This window comes from Candidatus Poribacteria bacterium, assembly GCA_021162805.1.
Lineage (GTDB): Bacteria > Poribacteria > WGA-4E > B28-G17 > B28-G17 > JAGGXZ01.
On sequence record JAGGXZ010000095.1, the window covers coordinates 1 to 17,724 of the forward strand.

Annotated in this window: 17 protein-coding genes; 3 read left to right on the forward strand and 14 right to left on the reverse strand. The window is 50.9% G+C overall.

The features are described from left to right. Positions 1–260 precede the first annotated feature (260 nt). The gene (locus J7M22_07575) at positions 261–1,376 is read left to right on the forward strand and encodes an anaerobic sulfatase maturase (protein ID MCD6506473.1); all 1,116 of its coding nucleotides are present in this window, start codon (positions 261–263) and stop codon (positions 1,374–1,376) included. On the opposite strand, the gene J7M22_07580 is transcribed toward J7M22_07575, so the two are convergent. Genes J7M22_07580 through argJ form a run of 10 tightly spaced genes read right to left on the reverse strand, consistent with a single transcriptional unit; the run spans position 1,357 to position 8,600 of the window. Further along, positions 1,357–1,893: a hypothetical protein gene (locus J7M22_07580; GenBank protein ID MCD6506474.1), complete on the reverse strand. Its 537-nt coding sequence runs from the start codon at positions 1,891–1,893 to the stop codon at positions 1,357–1,359. The two genes, J7M22_07575 and J7M22_07580, sit on opposite strands and share 20 nt — an antisense overlap. Continuing rightward, complete coding sequence (locus J7M22_07585) at positions 1,894–2,346, reverse strand: zf-HC2 domain-containing protein (protein ID MCD6506475.1); 453 nt, start codon at positions 2,344–2,346, stop codon at positions 1,894–1,896. Beyond that, positions 2,333–2,923 carry a sigma-70 family RNA polymerase sigma factor gene (locus J7M22_07590; protein MCD6506476.1) on the reverse strand — a complete coding sequence of 197 codons (591 nt, stop codon included), beginning with the start codon at positions 2,921–2,923 and terminating at the stop codon, positions 2,333–2,335. The genes J7M22_07585 and J7M22_07590 overlap by 14 nt, the downstream gene beginning before the upstream one ends. A 6-nt stretch (positions 2,924–2,929) precedes the next feature. Beyond that, entirely contained in the window at positions 2,930–4,000 is a 1,071-nt protein-coding gene (locus J7M22_07595) for a M42 family metallopeptidase (protein MCD6506477.1), read from the reverse strand. A 14-nt stretch (positions 4,001–4,014) separates the two neighbouring features. Next, positions 4,015–5,052 (reverse strand): NAD(P)-dependent alcohol dehydrogenase, encoded by a 1,038-nt coding sequence (locus J7M22_07600; protein ID MCD6506478.1) that lies wholly within the window; start codon positions 5,050–5,052, stop codon positions 4,015–4,017. A 4-nt stretch (positions 5,053–5,056) separates the two neighbouring features. Continuing rightward, a complete protein-coding gene (locus tag J7M22_07605) occupies positions 5,057–6,073 on the reverse strand; it encodes a PD40 domain-containing protein (GenBank protein MCD6506479.1) in 1,017 nt (338 codons plus the stop codon). Positions 6,074–6,089: 16 nt separating this feature from the next. Continuing rightward, entirely contained in the window at positions 6,090–6,269 is a 180-nt protein-coding gene (locus tag J7M22_07610) for a hypothetical protein (protein ID MCD6506480.1), read from the reverse strand. After that, positions 6,256–6,507, reverse strand: coding sequence for a hypothetical protein (locus J7M22_07615; GenBank protein ID MCD6506481.1), 252 nt, complete (start codon positions 6,505–6,507; stop codon positions 6,256–6,258). Before J7M22_07615 ends, J7M22_07610 begins: the two co-directional genes overlap by 14 nt. After that, positions 6,504–7,367: an acetylglutamate kinase gene (gene argB, locus J7M22_07620; protein ID MCD6506482.1), complete on the reverse strand. Its 864-nt coding sequence runs from the start codon at positions 7,365–7,367 to the stop codon at positions 6,504–6,506. Before argB ends, J7M22_07615 begins: the two co-directional genes overlap by 4 nt. Before the next feature lie 30 nt (positions 7,368–7,397). Continuing rightward, complete coding sequence (gene argJ, locus J7M22_07625; protein ID MCD6506483.1) at positions 7,398–8,600, reverse strand: bifunctional glutamate N-acetyltransferase/amino-acid acetyltransferase ArgJ; 1,203 nt, start codon at positions 8,598–8,600, stop codon at positions 7,398–7,400. A gap of 177 nt (positions 8,601–8,777) precedes the next feature. Between argJ and J7M22_07630 the strand changes: the two genes are divergently transcribed. Next, positions 8,778–9,770, forward strand: a complete 993-nt coding sequence (locus tag J7M22_07630) for a Gfo/Idh/MocA family oxidoreductase (GenBank protein MCD6506484.1) — start codon at positions 8,778–8,780, stop codon at positions 9,768–9,770. After that, positions 9,771–10,157 (forward strand): hypothetical protein, encoded by a 387-nt coding sequence (locus J7M22_07635; GenBank protein MCD6506485.1) that lies wholly within the window; start codon positions 9,771–9,773, stop codon positions 10,155–10,157. 52 nt (positions 10,158–10,209) lie between these two features. Here the strand turns inward: J7M22_07635 and J7M22_07640 are convergent, their stop codons facing one another. Genes J7M22_07640 through J7M22_07655 form a run of 4 tightly spaced genes read right to left on the reverse strand, consistent with a single transcriptional unit; the run spans position 10,210 to position 17,723 of the window. Beyond that, positions 10,210–10,767 carry a phospholipase D family protein gene (locus tag J7M22_07640; GenBank protein ID MCD6506486.1) on the reverse strand — a complete coding sequence of 186 codons (558 nt, stop codon included), beginning with the start codon at positions 10,765–10,767 and terminating at the stop codon, positions 10,210–10,212. Positions 10,768–10,778: 11 nt separating this feature from the next. Further along, a complete protein-coding gene (locus tag J7M22_07645) occupies positions 10,779–12,686 on the reverse strand; it encodes a hypothetical protein (protein MCD6506487.1) in 1,908 nt (635 codons plus the stop codon). Then, on the reverse strand, positions 12,662–16,222 hold the full coding sequence (locus J7M22_07650) for a hypothetical protein (protein MCD6506488.1): 3,561 nt from the start codon (positions 16,220–16,222) through the stop codon (positions 12,662–12,664). The genes J7M22_07645 and J7M22_07650 overlap by 25 nt, the downstream gene beginning before the upstream one ends. Next, positions 16,212–17,723 (reverse strand): DrmE family protein, encoded by a 1,512-nt coding sequence (locus J7M22_07655; protein MCD6506489.1) that lies wholly within the window; start codon positions 17,721–17,723, stop codon positions 16,212–16,214. Before J7M22_07655 ends, J7M22_07650 begins: the two co-directional genes overlap by 11 nt. Position 17,724: the final 1 nt, after the last annotated feature.

Here is a 17,724-nt window from a genome sequence, read left to right on the forward strand (position 1 = left end):
CATTTTCATCGCCCCCTCCTACAAGGAAACCTTTTTTCTTCTTATTTGTCAAGCCTTCGATGAACCATCTCATAGCTTCCGGGAATTCTCAGGTCATTTATTGTCATTTGTCGTCATTTATCGTCATTTAAATGACGGCGAAGCCAAATGACATAATGACTACAAATGACGGCTGATCTATGGACGGCGGACAATTGGCCATAGATGCTACACTTAAGGGGAATAAAAGCGTCGTAAATAAATGCAGGAGCAAGATAATGATGAACGGATTTGGTCTTCTGATTAAACCGAGCTCTGCCGAGTGCAACATGAACTGCCTTTACTGTTTCTACCACGGCCGGCCTACCGATCCTTATGCCGGTAGAAAGGGACGTAGGATGAGCGATGAGGTGCTCAGGGAGATGATCAAACAGTACATGAACATGGTCGATATGGCCTCCCTCAGCTGGCAGGGCGGTGAGCCGCTGTTGATGGGGCTGGATTTCTTTCAGGCTGCCGTCAATTACGAGATAAAGTTCGGCAGGTCGGGACAGATCGTCGGGAACAGCGTCCAGACAAACGGCGTGCTTATAAACGCCGAATGGGCGAGATTCTTCAACAGATATAAATTCCTCATCGGACTGAGCCTGGACGGGCCGAAGGAAATCCACGATAGATTCAGGACGTATTACGACGGACGGGGAAGCTATGATGACGTGATGAGGGCGGCGGAGATCCTCAGAATGTACCGGGTCGAATTTAACGTGCTCGCTGTCGTAAACAGCTATAACGTCAAATACCCCGAGCTGCTCTTCGATTTCTTCGTCTCGGAAGGCTTTCAGTTCCTCCAGTTTATCCCCTGCACCGAAAGGGATCCCAGAACAGGTAAAATGACACCTTTTTCGGTGGGGCCGGAGGAGTACGGGGACTTCCTCTGCGCCCTGTTCGATAAATGGTACAACAACGGCAACCCGATCGTCTCCATCAGGCTATTCGACGGGATTCTCTCCTCCATGTTGGGCATGCCCCCCGGCATGTGCATGCTGGAGGATCACTGCGGCGATTATGTCGTGGTGGAATATAACGGGGATGTATATCCGTGCGATTTCTTCGTCCAGGAGGATATGTTCCTCGGCAACCTGCTCGAGACACCCCTGTCCCGGATAGTGGAGACGGATAAGTTCAAATGGTTCAGGAACCTTCGGAGGGGTGATTTCCCCGAGTGCAAGGTATGCAGGTGGAACGAGATATGTCATAACTCCTGTCCCAGATTTAGGTATGTCAACGGAGGATTCAACGAGAGAAGCTATCTGTGCGATGCGTTCAGAAGATTCTTTAAGCACAGCTATCGGAGGTTCAGGATATTGAGGGATAAGCTCAGACGCCGAGGGTTCTGAAGAGGATATCGAAGACCGGACGGTTATCAGTTCTGTAATAGATCCGCATCTCATATGTAACGATCTCTCCACCACTTTCCCGGCATTCTATCCTCACGGTGACCTCCGTCGAGCTCATAAGGGCGTCATATTGAAACACCTCAAACAGATCGAGCGATTTGGATGGCTCGATGACTACGGGTAAACTGTTGCGGGTCAGACTTGGAAAGATCCTGGCTAAGGGGGTCTCGTAGAGATGGGTGTATCTCCATCTTCTACCCACCTTCACCGCCAGTCTGCATCTGTTTATCGTGACGGGGCGCTGGTCGCTCGTGTTATAGGCCCGGAAGGAGATCAAAAACAGCGTATAACCGCCTCGGCTGAGGAAGCAATTCACGCTTTTTACAAGCGGCTCGATCCTTAGCGGGCTTTCACGCCCGATGTGCCTTTTCGATCTGGCCTCCAGAACCACCACAACCCATCTGGACAGGGCCAATCCGAAGGCCAGCAGGCTGAGGATGAAGCTCGCCAGAAGCACTTAGGAACGCCCTCTGCCGATGATCTTGCTCAGTTCTGACTCCGATATGACGGTTACCGAGATCTCCGTGCTTCGCACGGGTCTGCTCCGGGTTATCGAGTGATAGAAGAAGGGGATGACGAGGAACCACGCGAGGGTTACGATCAGAGCCGTCAGCGGCGCCATGACCTTCATGATCCTGAACTTCCACCTTGCCCTTGAGGCTTCGTACCGGACGGTGAATTTCTGGATTCGCCTCATGATCTTATCCCGCATCTCGGCGGGCGCCCTCACCTCACCCCAGGCTCTAAGCGCGAGGGAAGTCCGCTGAAGCTCGGCAACCTGCCGGGCACATTCGGGGCATCTCCTCAGATGAAATCTTATAAGCCCTATCTTCCAGATGGGTAGTTCCCTGTCGAGATATGCTGAGAGAAGCGGTTTGACCTGTTCGCATTTCAGGTTATATCCTGGCATTATACCCCTCCTCAAGCCCGTATCTCACCAGGATCTTGCGCAGGTTCTGACGCGCCCTGTGGATGATCGATTTAACGGCGCCGACCGAACATCCCAGCGCATAGGCTATCTCGTCGTACCTCAGCGACTCGTACTCCCTCATCACGATGGCCAGCCTTTGGTTTTCGGGAAGGCTCTGGATCGCGCGCTTGACCAACATCGCCCTCTCCTTCCTCTCGAAAAGCTCATCCGGCATCGGCGATGTATCTACAAATATATCGGCATTTCCTTCCGACTCGATGATCCGTTCCAGCGAGTCGGAGGGATGACGCCTTCTATATCTGAGCTCGTTCCGACACAGGTTCGCCGCTATCTTGAAGAGCCAGCTTTTGAACCTGTTTTTAGATCTATATCCCCTGGCGTTTTTGAAGACCTTGATAAAGGTCTCCTGACAGAGATCCTCTGCCCTGTGGTAATCGCCTATGGTATGGTAGATGAAGTTCATGACGGCGTCCTGATATCTGGAGACCAGGAGCTCAAAGGCGTTCACGTCGCCGTTTTTACATCGGAGCATCAGCTCCTCGTCGGAGCTTCTCATATCCCGTTACACCTCGCTATATCCGAACTTCCCCTCATGGGCTTTTTCCAGGAAGGACGCCAGAAGCCTGACTGAGGCGTCGATATCCCCCCAATGGGCCATCTCCACGGTTGTGTGGACGTATCTAGTGGGGATGGAGATGGTCGCAACCGGTATCCCCGCCCTTGCCCTCTGCATCGCTCCCGAATCCGTCCCACCCCTCGGCAATATCTCCATCTGGTATTTGATCCCGTTCTTCTCGGCTAAGTTCCTCAAGAACTGAACTAGGTTATAGTCCGAGATGCTGGAGGAGTCCATGATCTTTATGGCCGTGCCCTCTCCGAGCTTTGTCACCCTTTCGTGGGCGGGGCTTCCGGGCAGGTCGTTGGAGATCGTCACGTCCAGCGCTATCCCGACGTCCGGATCTATTCCGAAGGCGGAGGTCTGAGCTCCCCGCAGCCCCACCTCCTCCTGGACCGTCGCCACGGCGTAGATCTCGACCTCATGTCCTTCCAGGGCCTTCAGGGCCTGAAGCATGACGTAAAGCCCCAGCCTATCGTCAAACGCCTTGCCTGTGACGCATTCCCCGATGGCGATAACGCGTCTGTCCATCGTTATCGGGTCACCCACGCGGACATATCTCTCGACCCTTCTTTTGGGCATTCCCAGGTCGATATAATAATCGGTCACCTGGGGCGGTTTCTCGTCCTTCGGCTGAAGGTGTATCGGTTTACGTGCCAGCGTCATTATCCCGGGGAGATCCCTCTTGAATCCATGCACCACAACTCGCTGGTTCATCAGCGTCCTGGCGTCAAATCCTCCTACGGGGACGAACTTCAGGAATCCGTCATCGTCTATATGGTTAACCAGGAAGCCGATTTCATCCATGTGGGCGGCGATCATGACCTTTTTGGGATTGGATACGCCCTCAGGTCGTTTGATCCCTATGACATTTCCCATCTGATCGACCTTGACGAGGTCAACCAGATCCTTCATCCTCTCGATCACCAGCGCCCTGATCCTCTCCTCACGACCTGGCACGCCAGGCGTCTCACAGAGGTTTCTCAAAAGCCTAAAGCTTCGCCTTGGTTCTATCATATCCCCTTTCCTCCTCAGATCTCTATCATAGCTTTGATTATTCCCCCCTTACCTTCACCCGTTAACATCTCAAACGCCTCCGCGATCCTCTCCAGAGGGAAGAGATGGCTGATCATCGCCTCGGGATCGATCATTCCGGAGGCGGCGAGTCTGATGGCACGTTGATAGACGTTTTTCATCCGGCGGGCCATCTTTATCGTCAACCCTTTCCTCCGGGCTCTGGAAGCGGTGAGGACGATCCTGTCGTCGGACGGTATCCCGATGAAGACGGCCATGCCGCCGTTCTTACAGACATCGATGCACTGCTGGAAGGTCTCGGCCTCGCCGGCCGCCTCAAAGGCGACATCGACCCCCCTGCTGCCCGTCAGATCCATGATGAGCCGGACGGGATCTGATCCGGTGGGATCTATCACCACATCGGCGCCTAGCTTCTTAGCCATCTCGCGTCTTTCGGGAATCGGCTCGCTCAGGAAGATCCTGGACGCCCCGGACAGAGCGGCTATCTGAGCCGTGGCCAACCCTACAGGTCCACCCCCTATAACGGCCACCTCGTATCCGGGTTTCACCTTGCCCAGATCGACGGCATGGATCGCTACGCCGTACACCTCGAGCATCGCCCCCCCGGCCGTGCTGATCTCAGGAGGAAGTTTGAAAAGCAGGTGTTCGGGATGTACCAGCTTCTCCCTGAAAGCACCTTGTTGAGGAGGAGTGCCGAAGAAGCGGATGTTCAAACATAGGTTCGGATTGCCCTCAAGGCAGGCTTCACATCTACCACAATGTATAGCCGGATCTATAGCTACCCGATCCCCCGGCTTAAGGGAGCTAACACCCGATCCGATCTCAAGCACCACACCGGCGGGTTCATGTCCTATGATGAAAGGCCCTTCCGGGACGGCGTCTCCGATCTGACCTTCGGCGTAGTAATGGACGTCGGAGCCGCATATCCCGACGTATTCCACTTTCACCAACACGTCATCGGGATTTTGAACTTTCGGTTCCTCGATCTCCCCGACCCTGATATCCCCGGGTTTATAAAGCAGCGCCGCTCTCATCCTCTCACTTCCAATCCAGATAGAGGTGATCGTAATTCGTGTTTGTTATTCTAACCTGGTTGCTTCCGTCGGGGTTGACGATGAAGATCTCCAGGGATTTCCTGTCACCTGGACGAGCCGCATAGGCTATCTTAGTTCCATCGCCGTTCCACGTCGCGTATGCCGCTCTTCCGTTACTGACGTTGATCAGGTTTTTAAATCTCCCCCTGACCACCTCTGCGGTGCAGACATAACCTCTGGCCGAGAAGAGGATCCTCCTACCATCCGGCGCCCATTCGTAGATCTCATCGCAGGGGGGTTCATCCCTTCCCAACGCCCATCTGCCCGATGCGATCACGCCTTCGACATCCGCAAGGGCGAGCACGCCTGAGGTGATGAAGGCGATATATTTGTTATCCCAAGTCCAGAAGGGCCAGGCGGCATCTTTGGGAAGAGAGGGGATCAATCTCGGATGGGGATTAAGTATGCGTCCGTCCTCGTTCCAGTGGTTCCATCCCTTGGCCCATTCGCTGCTGCCCATTCTCTTTCGATCCTTTCCGTCTACGCTCACCACCCATCCCTCCAGCCGATCCACACTTCGTTTGGGTTTAACCGAGACGAGGATCTGATCGCTTTTGGGCGACCACCAGAAGTAGTTTATCCTCTCCTGCTTGCCGAGCAACCTTCTTTTGCCGGAGCCATCCCCCCTCATCACCCACAGTTCCTGGTTTCCATCAGGCCCGGAGATGTAGGCTATATATCGGCCGTCAGGTGACCATCTTGGGAAAATGCTGATGTTGTCGTCGGTGAGCTGACGAAGCTCCGTGCCGTCGGGGTTCATCGTGTATATATTCTGACTGAAGAACTCCCACCATCTTTTGGAAACCCCTGAAGGCCCCACGCCGCTGCTGTATATACCTATAGAGGCTTTGAACCCCTGGAGGCTATTGAGCGGTTTTCTGACAGTAAAGACCAGATCACCGCACAACGCCGTGGAAATAAACCACAGCGTCAAAAGTATAGCGAGCACGGCCCCCTTCAATTTGCCCCCTCCTTTTTCACCTGAGCTTTAATATCTCCCTCGGTTCCTCCTGAAGTATGGGCTTTTCGAGCTCAGTTATGGCATTGAAGACGGTCTTTATGAACTCGGCCACCTCATCCCCCGTTACCTCCTTCTTGCTCTGGATGAAGGCGACCGTCATATCACGCACGAGCTCGAACTTCTTATCCGTCAGCATTTTCCCCTCCCCTGGCCGTTCTAGGCAGAACGAACTGCCATATAAGCCTTTGAAACCTGGATTCATATATCAGATCATATCTGTCCATCATATCGGGTATGATCTTCTCCGCCCTGCGGCGCGTCTCGAGTGTCAATCTGATAGCCTCGGGCAGAGAGAGAGATCTATCATACATCAGCCTCTCTGCCGTTTGATCGACCAGATCTCGAAGTTTCCCTATCCTTTCATCATCGTTCATCCCACTATCTCCGTTCCGATTCCACTTTCGGTGAATATCTCCAGCAGGATCGAGTGAGGGATCCTGCCGTCGATTATGTGGGTCTTGGAGACCCCTCCTTTAAGGGCGATGAGACAGGCTTTCACCTTGGGTATCATCCCGCCCGCTATCACACCTTCCGCCTTCAGCCTCTCAACCTCATCCTCGTGGATAGTCGGTATCAGGGAGTTTTCGTCCTCTCTATCGGCCAATATTCCCCTAACGTCGGTGAGCAGTATCAGTTTTTCGGCTTTCAGGGCGGCAGCTATCTCTCCGGCGACGGTATCGGCGTTTATATTGTAGGTCTGTCCTCCCTCATCCACACCTATAGGTGCGATCACGGGGATAAACCCTCCGGATATGAGCGTGTCGATTATCCCGGGGTTTATCCTCACCACCTCCCCGACGAAGCCTATGTCCAGATCGGGTTTGGGCATGTGTTTTTTTGCCAGTATGAAGCTGGCGTCTTTTCCACATATTCCGACAGCTTTAGCGCCATGTTGGTTTATAAGGGAGACTATCTGCTTGTTGATCACCCCGGCGAGCACCATCTCTACGATCTCCATCGTCTCGCCGTCCGTCACCCTCAATCCGTTGACGAAGCGGGATTTCTTCCCGAGTTTTTCCATCGTCCGGCTTATCATAGGTCCTCCGCCGTGAACCAGTACGGGGTTCATCCCCACGAACTTCAGAAGCACGACATCCTGGATCACGCTCTCCCTCAACTCATCCTCGATCATAGCGCTGCCGCCGTATTTTATCACCATCGTGGTTCCGTAAAACCTTCTTATATACGGCAGAGCCTCTATGAGAACCTTCGCCTTGGATATGAGCTCATTCATCCACCGGATCTCCTTTTATATGCGGGGTTTTTAAGATCTATACGAAGCGTTTATCTTGATGTATTCGTCCGTCAGATCGCACGTCCAGATCGTGGCCTCCGCGTCGCCCGCGTTAAGGTTGACGGTTATTCTGAGGTTATTTTTCATGAACAATCTCTTAGCCCCCTCCTCGTCATAATCGGCCGCTACGCCGTTATCGACGATCAGTAGGTCGTCAAACCAGATCTGCACTTTTTCCGGATCGAACACCGCCCCGGAGTATCCGAGCGCCGCCGCTACCCGTCCCCAATTTGGGTCCATACCGTAGATGGCCGTTTTAACCAGCGGTGATTCCGCCACGGCGCGGGCGGCCATTTCGGCCTCCTTTTCATCTCGAGCTCCCTTTATCGTAACGGTCACGAACTTTGTGGCGCCCTCGCCGTCCTCAACTATCATCCTGGCGAGCTTTCCGGTGACGTAATCCAGCCCTTTCCTGAACTGATTGTAGGCCTCATCCCTCTCCTTAATCTGAGGATTTCCCGCCCCACCGGTCGCGAGGATAAGAACGGTATCGTTGGTGCTCATGTCTCCGTCCACGGTTATTCTGTTAAACGATAGATCAACCGATTCCTTAAGCGCACTCTGAAGCATCTCCGCCGTTATAGAGACATCGGTGGTCAGGAAGCAGAGCATAGTGGCCATATTGGGACGGATCATACCTGCTCCTTTTGCTATACCGCCGATCCTGACCTCCTTACCGGATACCATCAAGCTTACGGCACATTCCTTAGGCAGTTTATCGGTGGTCATGATCGCCCTCGCTGCGTTATGTCCTCCTTTTGGGCTGAGTGATTTAACGGCCTGTTTGATCCCCTTCCCTATCCTATCCATCGGCAGACGCACCCCTATAACCCCTGTTGAGGCGACCAGGACCATCTCCGGGGCGATCTTCAGCTCTTCGGCGGCTATCTGAGCCATTCTTCTTGCGTCCTCGAACCCCGCCTTACCGGTGCACGCATTGGCGTTTCCGCTGTTAGCCACTATCGCCTGAGCCCTGCCGGATTTAACCCTGGATTGTGTCAGCAGCACCGGCGGAGCTTTCATCAAATTCGTGGTGAAGACTCCGGCCGCTACGGCCGGCTCGCGACAGAAGATAAGCGCAAGGTCTTTCTCCCTCGATCCCTTGACTCCAGCCGAGACACCGCTTGCCAAAACCCCTTCCACGATTGTGATTGAACCCATTAGCTCCCTCATCCACTCTCCTCCCAAGATATCCTTGCTGCCCTCCTTCAACGTAATTACTATACATCAAAGGAGAACGAAAAATCAAGTGAAGCATAGCTCACCTCGGTTTCGGAGAATTGACTTCTCAATCTGTCGGTGATAAAATCAGATGTCGCAGGTTTAACACAACCGGAAAGGAGAGAAGGGATGCCGAAGGACAAAATACGTGTCGCCTTCATCGGATGTGGAGGAAACGCCCGCGGCCATGGGAGACGCATCGCCGCTCAGCCGGATGCCGAGGTCGTTGGGATCTGCGATGTCAGCGAGGCCGCGATACAGGCCTTCCGAGGGATCGACGGCGTGGGGGCCAAAGTGCCCGCTTTCACGGATCATAAGGAGATGCTCGCCACCGTCAAGCCGGATGCGGTGGTGATCAGCACCCCGCATACGCTTCACTTCCAACAGATCATGGATTCGCTCGACGCAGGATGCCACGTGCTGGTCGAAAAGCCGATGGTGTGCACGGTAGAGCACGCCCGCAAGGTGATCGCTAAGGTTGAGGAGACAGGTAAGCATCTGATGATAGGCTACCAGCGTCATTTCAGCCCCATATACATGTACTGCCGTGACGTCGTTCAGAGCGGTGAGCTCGGAAAAGTTCACTTCGTGGCGGCCCATCAATCTCAGAACTGGTATCGCAGTCAAAAAGGGAAATGGCGTCAGGACCCAGCCCTCAGCGGCGGCGGACAGCTCAACGACTCCGGCAGCCATCTGCTGGATATCCTCCTCTGGATTCTGGAAACACGGCCTGAGGAGGTCTTCGCGATGATGGACTGCCTCGATACACAGGTGGATATCCTGACGGCGATGACCATCAGGTTCGACACAGGTGCTCTGTGCAACATCAGCGTTGTCGGACACTCAGTCGGGCGCATGCATGAGGATATGACGATCTGGATGGAGAACGGAACGCTGTTCGTGCGAGACGGAAAGCTTTACAGGGAGGAACAGAACACAGGGATGGTGGAGGTAACCGGTGATCAGCTCCCCAAGGGTGGGGAGAAAGACAGGGCTTTTCTGGATCTAGTCCTCGGTAAGGCAGAGAACGCTGTGGATGCCACCAACGGACTTCGCGTTATCCAGCTCACCGAGGCGGCCTGGAAATCCGCTGAAACGGGTAAACCCGTCAGGCTGAAATAAATGGCTGAATTCGATCTTCTACCGGAAAGGATCAAAGGGGTCATCCTGAAGATGCTGAATCCGGGAGAGGGAGTGAGAATGTGCTTCATAGCTAAAGGCTCCCTTTCCGCGTCCAGGGATTTCATCGTGATAACCGATGCTCGGGTGTTCATAATCGACGAGAGAAGGATGGGAGGATGGGTATATGCCAACGTGAAAGGGGATATCCCGATATCCGATATAATTGGGATCGAGGTGAGAAGAAAGCTAAGGGACAAGGTGCTTGGGCAATCCAGCTTAAGCTTAAAGCTTGAAGGGCGTGAATATCTCATAGATAGAGCATCATCGCGGGAGGTGAAGAGAGCCCTCGAGATTATCACCTCGATTATGAGCGCACATCCCATGTGAAATTTGTTCACCTGTGACCTGTAATGCTCACTCTAGGTGGATGAGATTTCCTTCAATCTTTGGTCTTGATTTCAACGAAGAATTCCCTATTGAGCAGTAGATTCCAAAATTCCGCTATCTGCCGCGCTATCTTCCCATGAATCAACACTCCCATTTCCAAGTTTTCCGATAGCCCTGGGCCTGTTAGGTTAGCACTACCGATATAAGCGTATCGGCCATCAACAAGGCAGAATTTAGCATGTGATCCAAGCCGTCGTTCATCCTCTATATTAGTTCGGGGCTGAAACAACCGCAAACGCCCATGGGCTTTTTGACGCAAATAGCTCAACTCAAGCGCTCGCAGGCTGCTTCCAGTACTAACTATGTCAACATCAACACCTCTTCCTAGTGCTGCACGCAAAGCCTCTGCTAATGGCTCACTTTCAAGATTTTCATGTAATTGTATAAATGGTGATGCGATAACTATTTGATGCTGGGCCTGCGCAATCAGCTGAATGATCACGCCAAGTGTTGTACGTGCCCGAGCCCTGAAGGCAAGCTCTGGTCCATAGGGTTCCGGCACGGTAATAACAAACTCAACATTTGACGAGGTATCTTGATCGCCAAGCATACTTCACCTTACTATTGTAGGGATGGATCGAGATAACCTGCAATGGTTCTTCCCAACTCAGGATCATAACCTCCGAAGAGAAAAACACGCCCAAGATTTAAATTGAAAAACCTGCAGCTCGTTTCAGCCAAGTGAGTACAAGCATGGCAGCTTCCACCATGATCTCGGCAAACTGGATCATAGACACAGCGGTGTGTGTTACATACAGCATTAAGCCATTCAGTCAACGATTGTTCAAACAACGAGGTCAATGCACCGATCGTTGCGCCAAACCGATGATTGCAATAGAGTGCAAAGGTGAGAGCCCGTGGTAGGAGATATTCTGACAAGCTAGTACGATCCAGTCCGCAGAGCAGCGCTGCCTGTCGCAAACAGAGGTGGCTCAGAGTATGTAGCAAGCCAAACACTAACCGGGCATGAGGACGGTCACTTTTCAATGTCTCTCGCAGAGGTACGCCATGAAATAGTTGCACAAAGTAGGCTTGTCTAGCTAGATCTAAGTTTTCTCCATTAGGTAGGCTCGGGGGAAAATCGTTGTATTCAAGCCAGAGACATACACGCTCTGGATTAAGACGTAGCATTAGAGCGTCCGCTTGAACTTGATCTACGAAGATGGGAAATTTGCCATCGTAATCGGGGTCCGGAGGGAAAGGATTCAGATAGCACTGGTTTGGTGTATATTCAGCACGACTGTACCCGTATGTAGCTATAACTATAGGAAAGTCTGATATGAGTGTCAGACGTGATAATCCTATACGCTGAGCTATTTGCACAGCTGGTGGCGGAGGGGTTTGATCAAATAGCTCTTCAGGTTTGCTCATTTCCAGCGGCATAACCGCTTCCAGCATCTCTTGTCCAGCCTCTTTCCATATCGGAAACGAGACACCAGTTTGGCGTTCTAGATCTTGAGCGATCCTGTTAGGGGAAGACATTTGCTTTTCTTGCTGTCTCCGCTGGCGCAGAGCTTGTATTTCCGCTACCATTTGTTCGGCTGTCAATTCACCCCTTGCTTGGCGGCGGAAGAGTTCATCAAGATCATCCCCAGATAAACCAATGCTCCCAATCTCAGGACTTCCAAAGCCTTGGGGCCCAAAGTCCGATAGAGCTCGACTGGTTGCTTCTGGTAAACCGAGGAACTTCGCTGCAGCAATAGCCGGCCATTCTGGTATGTTGAAAAATGGATCTAGCTGGCGATGGGGAACGTTCAGCAAAACCGTAGTATGAGGATAGAAGGTCCGACCAGCACGATGGACGTCAATATCCATCCTACGCAGACTAGATTCATCATTTGGCCAGTGACACTCCCTACAGTATTCACCAAATACTGACTGTGTTGTATTGCATCGTCGGCAGATCCAGCGGAAGTTAGCAACGCGCTCGCTGCTTCGAGTATCCAAAGCCATGTAGTTGGTGGTATGGCACCGCTGGCAGGTAGGAGGACGTAAAGGTCGTAGAGCACCACAGCGGTGTATCTTGACGAAACGCAGCTGAATTAGCTTCCCCTGCTTACATACAGGGCAGACCCTTGGTGGTAAGACATCTCTATTACTGTAATCAAAAACTCGCCCACAAGACCGATTCTGACACCAGAACACCCTGGGAAACATCTCTGCCTGTACTCGCTTAGGTTCAATGAGAACAAAACGAGAGGGATCTTCCAGTACTTGATCTCGCAGTGCTGGCCGAAATTCTTGCCGCCAAGCTTGTGCTTCGTCGGCTACTTTGCGCAACACCACAGCGATATTGAGGTCGTCATTACGCTGGACACCTTGGATTTTCCTCACTCGAGCAATAGTTGCTACTCGCTCAAAATCGAAAGTCCTACCAGGAAGATAGTTGAAGATTATCTGCTGCTTGCCTCTGTTCATTACTCGTCCCATAAATACCCCCTTAATTAATGATGATCTTGCGTTGCCCATTGTGAACCCAAGCTATCTAGCTCGATTTCAATTGGCTCGTCCACATCTCGCAGGCTGCGCATCGGTTTAGGAATCAGGGCATCGGAGACGAAAGCATTTCCACTGCCTGCGCTTACAATTTGATCCAAAAACTGCTGCACTCGCAGTCTGATTTCCTTCTGGAATGCAGCCTCGTTAGGAGGGGGCTGTACACAATAGGCTTGTTCCAGAAGTGGAATAAAATCATCCGCTTGTAAGGTGCCTTCTGCAATCTTTTGCTTCACGAAGTCTAGCATATAGTAACGATTTGGATTACTCTCGTCGGAGCGATTAGCGATCAGTTGCAACAACACGCCCATAAACAACCCTGGCAGTGTACGGTTGATACTGAACTTCGACCAACGGTTGATAGCTACTGGCTCGACAAGTTGTCCTAGGAACTCATGGAACTTAGCAAAGTAGGCGTAGTGGCTTCGATCACGCTCTCGGGCAGGATGCAAGCAGGTAAAAACAATGCCGACATGCGCTCGGCCAACACGGCTCGATGCCTGGATATACTCAGCATTTTGACGCGGCATGCCGTAGAAGATCATAGCGTTGAAGCGATTCACGTCCACGCCATGGCTAACCATACTCGTTGCCAACACGGTATGTGGAGCTTGCTCATCTAAGGAGGATCGTTCTAATCTCTCTAAAATTTGCGCTACTTCATCCGTGCTTGTACTGCCGGTAAGCTCCGAGATTTCCAGTGGGCTCAGACCGTCCCGAACAAGATTAGGATTGATATCACCTTCGATGTCGGTACGGATAGAGTTAAGTTCGCGGTGCGCCAGGAAATAAGTCAGAGAGGTACTATAAAAATCTAGCAAAGTTTTCCATTCATCTGTAGCGGGTAGAAGAACACCGCCGTAAGGATTTGGTGCACAAGGGGATAAACGTTGCAGGTACTGTACTTCGCGGTGATAGTATTCGATGAGTTCAAGAATGGCATTAAAAATGGTCTTGTTATGGGGAAGAACCCCTACAAACAATCGTTGAGGATAGTTAAGTGTCTCTGCATAGAACGACTCTTTCAACGTTGGACCTGGACTGGGAAAGACCCGAGCCCGTGTTTGATCTCGACCGTATAGGTGTTCCACTTGTCGCTGAAAAGCTTCAATTGTAGCAGAGGAAGCGATGATCTTCAACGGTTCCTTCTGGCCGAACTCCTGACGGAGTCTTTGGACGAAAGTCTCGTAATGAGCATCAAACGTTCCTAATCCTTCCTTAAGTAGATGCAGCTCGTCTTGTACAAATAGAGTCGGTCCAGTTAAGCCCGGTGGAGTACCCACTTGCAACCTACTCCGATCAGTACAGTCCTTTTGACAGCACTTGCCTTTGTAATAGCCATGTATGATGCAGCGACCATCCACCTGTCCAAATATTTGTGCTAATTTACGCTGATTCCCTATACCAGCGAGTTTATCGATTGTGCTTACAATGACACAAGGTAGGTAGCGATAGATTTCGTTGTCTACAACGTAAACTGGGATTTCGCCATTGGGGAAAGCACACTGAGAATTCGTGCAACGATGAATGATGCGAATCTTCTGCGGATCGAATTCTACTCTCACAGTCGTTGTGTGACATGAAGGACAGCGGAAAACTCGCTTCCAATATTGACGAGCGCTAGGATCATTTGCCTGACTCCATGTTGAATCCGGAGGATCACCGGAACGAGGAGGAGTAATTTCGTTTGGTGTGGCTTCCTTACCAACGAAATAACCCACAGCAAAGCCATCCACGCCAGAGCTATTCAAACGAGGGTCAGATTGTTCTCGTCGAACTAGCTCGGCCACACCGATCACATCAGCTACGCGCTGAGTTTGCTGTAGGGTAAGCAATCGTAAAGGAAAACGCGTCCATGCTGTTACACCTGCTGACTTACCTCGCAAGCGATCGTAAAAGCAGTGAAAGGTGATCACAGCTAAGTAAGCTTCTGTTTTCCCACCACCGGTTGGGAAATGAATAATGTCTACCATTTCTCGTTCGGCGATATCGGGGCTATCTGGATGACGTAGTGAAACAATCCCAGGAATCTGGCTCACGAGGAAAACGATTTGAAACAGCCGCCAACTCTCTTTGGGTGGATAGCTCCGGCGGAAGGTCTCGTTGGTTAATTTAAAAGCTAAGCGTACGTCCTCATCGTTGCGAATCAGCTCAATCCCCCGTTGGAATCGACGGATTTCATCCTCAAACTGATGCCGATCTCGGTTAAATTCGCCGCCGAATTGTGTCTGCCATTGAGGATAAGAAGCGATATAACCTTGCCATGCTTTATCCCATTCTTCTAGATAGTTTTCCATTGCCTCCAGGATAGTATCAAGGGTCGGGATTGGATCTTCCACTAAATCCGCAAATCGAGCGATAGGTTCTGTCCTTGTGACATAGCGCATTTGGCGATAAATAGGAGTATGCGTAGTTTCAAAAGTTGGGGGATCATCGTTCGTTTTCTCTACAGCACAGTTGAACCCGCGCCCCCAGAGATTTCGATTGTAGCGGAAACCCCGAGGGGCTAATTCCAATTCAAAAGGCAACACCCTCCCCTTATCAAAGCTGAAGATTGCTTTTGTATCGAAGAGAAAGGCCTCAATGTTAGGAGAGTTCACCTTGCAAGGAGAGACGTTAATGAACTCTAGTGACAATATGTTCTCACTTTGTCCATAGGCGTTGCTTTCTCGCAGTTCTGATCTCACCTCCCACTTCCACTCCGGCACGACATCTGTTTGCAACGTTTGAAGAAAAGCTCTGTAATCTTCTTCAGAATCCAAAGCGGCTTCGGGTACCTTAATCTGTTCATAGGGGGAACGAGACGTGCGGATGCGTTCATTGTCACTCATTGCCGCTTGTTGAGCTCGTTTCATCTCTTCATCTAGAGCAGCTTGCAAACTTGAATCATCCACTGACCACCTCCCATCGGGATGGCAGCACAAAGTGACAACGCCTTGTGCTCTGCAAGGGATTTTGCGAAAGCGGATAAATAGTCGATCTCTAGGTCTGCGGGCGCGACGCCGATCGAGCGTAGATTCAGCAACTTCAGGAGATTCGATCTCTGCAAGTTCTTCTTCCTGCTCATCCTCAAGCATCAATTTGTTCGTTGCTAGGTTAGCCCCTGCTTGATTTAGATTTTCAGAGATATTGACGCTGCTATTCGATTCCAGCATGCTCTGTCGTTGATGCTCAATCTGTTGTTCAAAAGTGGGGAAAACCCGATAGTAACAGGCCCACTGAAGTTCGATCGAAATATTGAGCTTACCAGCCTCAGGGCGTACACGAAATTCTGCTCCAAACGCCACAGGAGCAAGCTTGTTGATGAGTTCACGCAAATGAGATGGCTGATTAAACACTCTCTGAGGCTCATTTTGCTTAGGACGCAAACTGCCTATAAAATAGACATCATGAGGATAGTTATACAAGCATTCCTGCTCGCTTCGCCCCATAGCTCTTTCACACACTTGCTGGATGAGATATTCTGCAAGCCGCCATTCTTCCTGGGGAGTCCAATTCTTATCGGTCATCGGTATCACTCCTTTCTAATTTACCTAAACGATTTCTCAGGAATGGCCCTCGTTCTATAGTTAATGACTCCACCGTTAGTATCAATATTGAGTCTCGAAAATCGCGCAATGATAAATCCAGATCCTCATCGATGATCTCTTCTAGTATTCCTGAATCAATTCCAGCGGCTTGGTGTTCCAGCCATCGATTTAGACGATTTGCCACTCCTCGATGGAGTCCTGCCAGTCGGTGAGCAGCATAGTGGATACGTTGGTAATATTGACGTACGAAATTCATATCCAGTATTTCAGCAAGGCGATACAAATCTTTTGGATCTTGAGGACATAAGGTTCGTCCTTCCAACCACAAACGTAATGTAACCGGAGAAGTTAAACGGCTACCACGATTCCGCAGTTCCTTCAGTAAATCATTTAAAGAGCGTCTTTTGCTACGCCACCGCTGGTGGTAAGCCATAGCAAAATCGTCTTGCCAGCGTTGAATGAGCGCTAGGTGAATTTCGATAGCCGGGTGCCGATGAACCCGGGAAATGATCAAATCATATAAACTTTGTCGCCTCTGGTCATGAAGAAAGAACACACGGTCACCGCGGCGTAATGCGCGAACATAGCGTTCTTCAAGCCGATTACCGTCCGAACCATTGATAATGACGTTAATGGTATCGTCAGGGGCAAGAAGGGTTTTCCATCCTCCATCAAAATTCACAGCTACTGCTTCCTCTACCCACGGTTTCTCTTCAATGCCTTCCTCGGTGGATTCATGGTTTTCTCCACTAGCTAAGCTTCTTTGTACTAAGGAAGCTTCTTCGTCTTCATCAAGGTCCTTTACTCCTAAAAGATTTTCCAGTTCTTCAACTGGATCAGCTTGCAACCAAAGGGACTTGGATGTTCTTCCATGAGCATGGGATTTCTTTCCGCGTTTTTCTTCAGATGCGATTATATCATCAGAAGGAATCAATTTGACACATGGTGAAGATGTAGGAATTTTCATAGGTGGTGAACGCTTAGAGAGACAGACGAGGACTTTCACTTGGCCGCTTGAGTCTCCTGATAGCGCTTCATCCCACCGAGCTATCCGCTTATCCAAGATAGGCTCTTGATAAGGGTAAATCAATACGTCCATCTTGCGATGGCGTAGAAGAGAGACTATCTGAGCTGATTGATGTTGGCTTGGTATGCCGACAAATAGAGGACGTAAGGATAACTCAAGAGGAATTTGCTGTTCATCGCCCGCGCTTCTCGAGGTGCGTAAACCCGAAAGACTCATGAAACCCACACGTAGATCGCGCAAGTCATCTTCTGAAATGTTGTACCTAGCTAATAGTGCGAAGCTAAACAATTGTTTTCGAGCTGAACTTGGAAAGACAATCGCCCGAAACTCATCTTCCGGAACATCTGAGACGCATAATTCGGTTAGAGCTGACCAAAGCGGTGGTTCTCTACCTCGGAGGTAATCATAAGCGGAATCCAAGCAAACATCAACTTCTTCCAACTTGGAAGCCAAG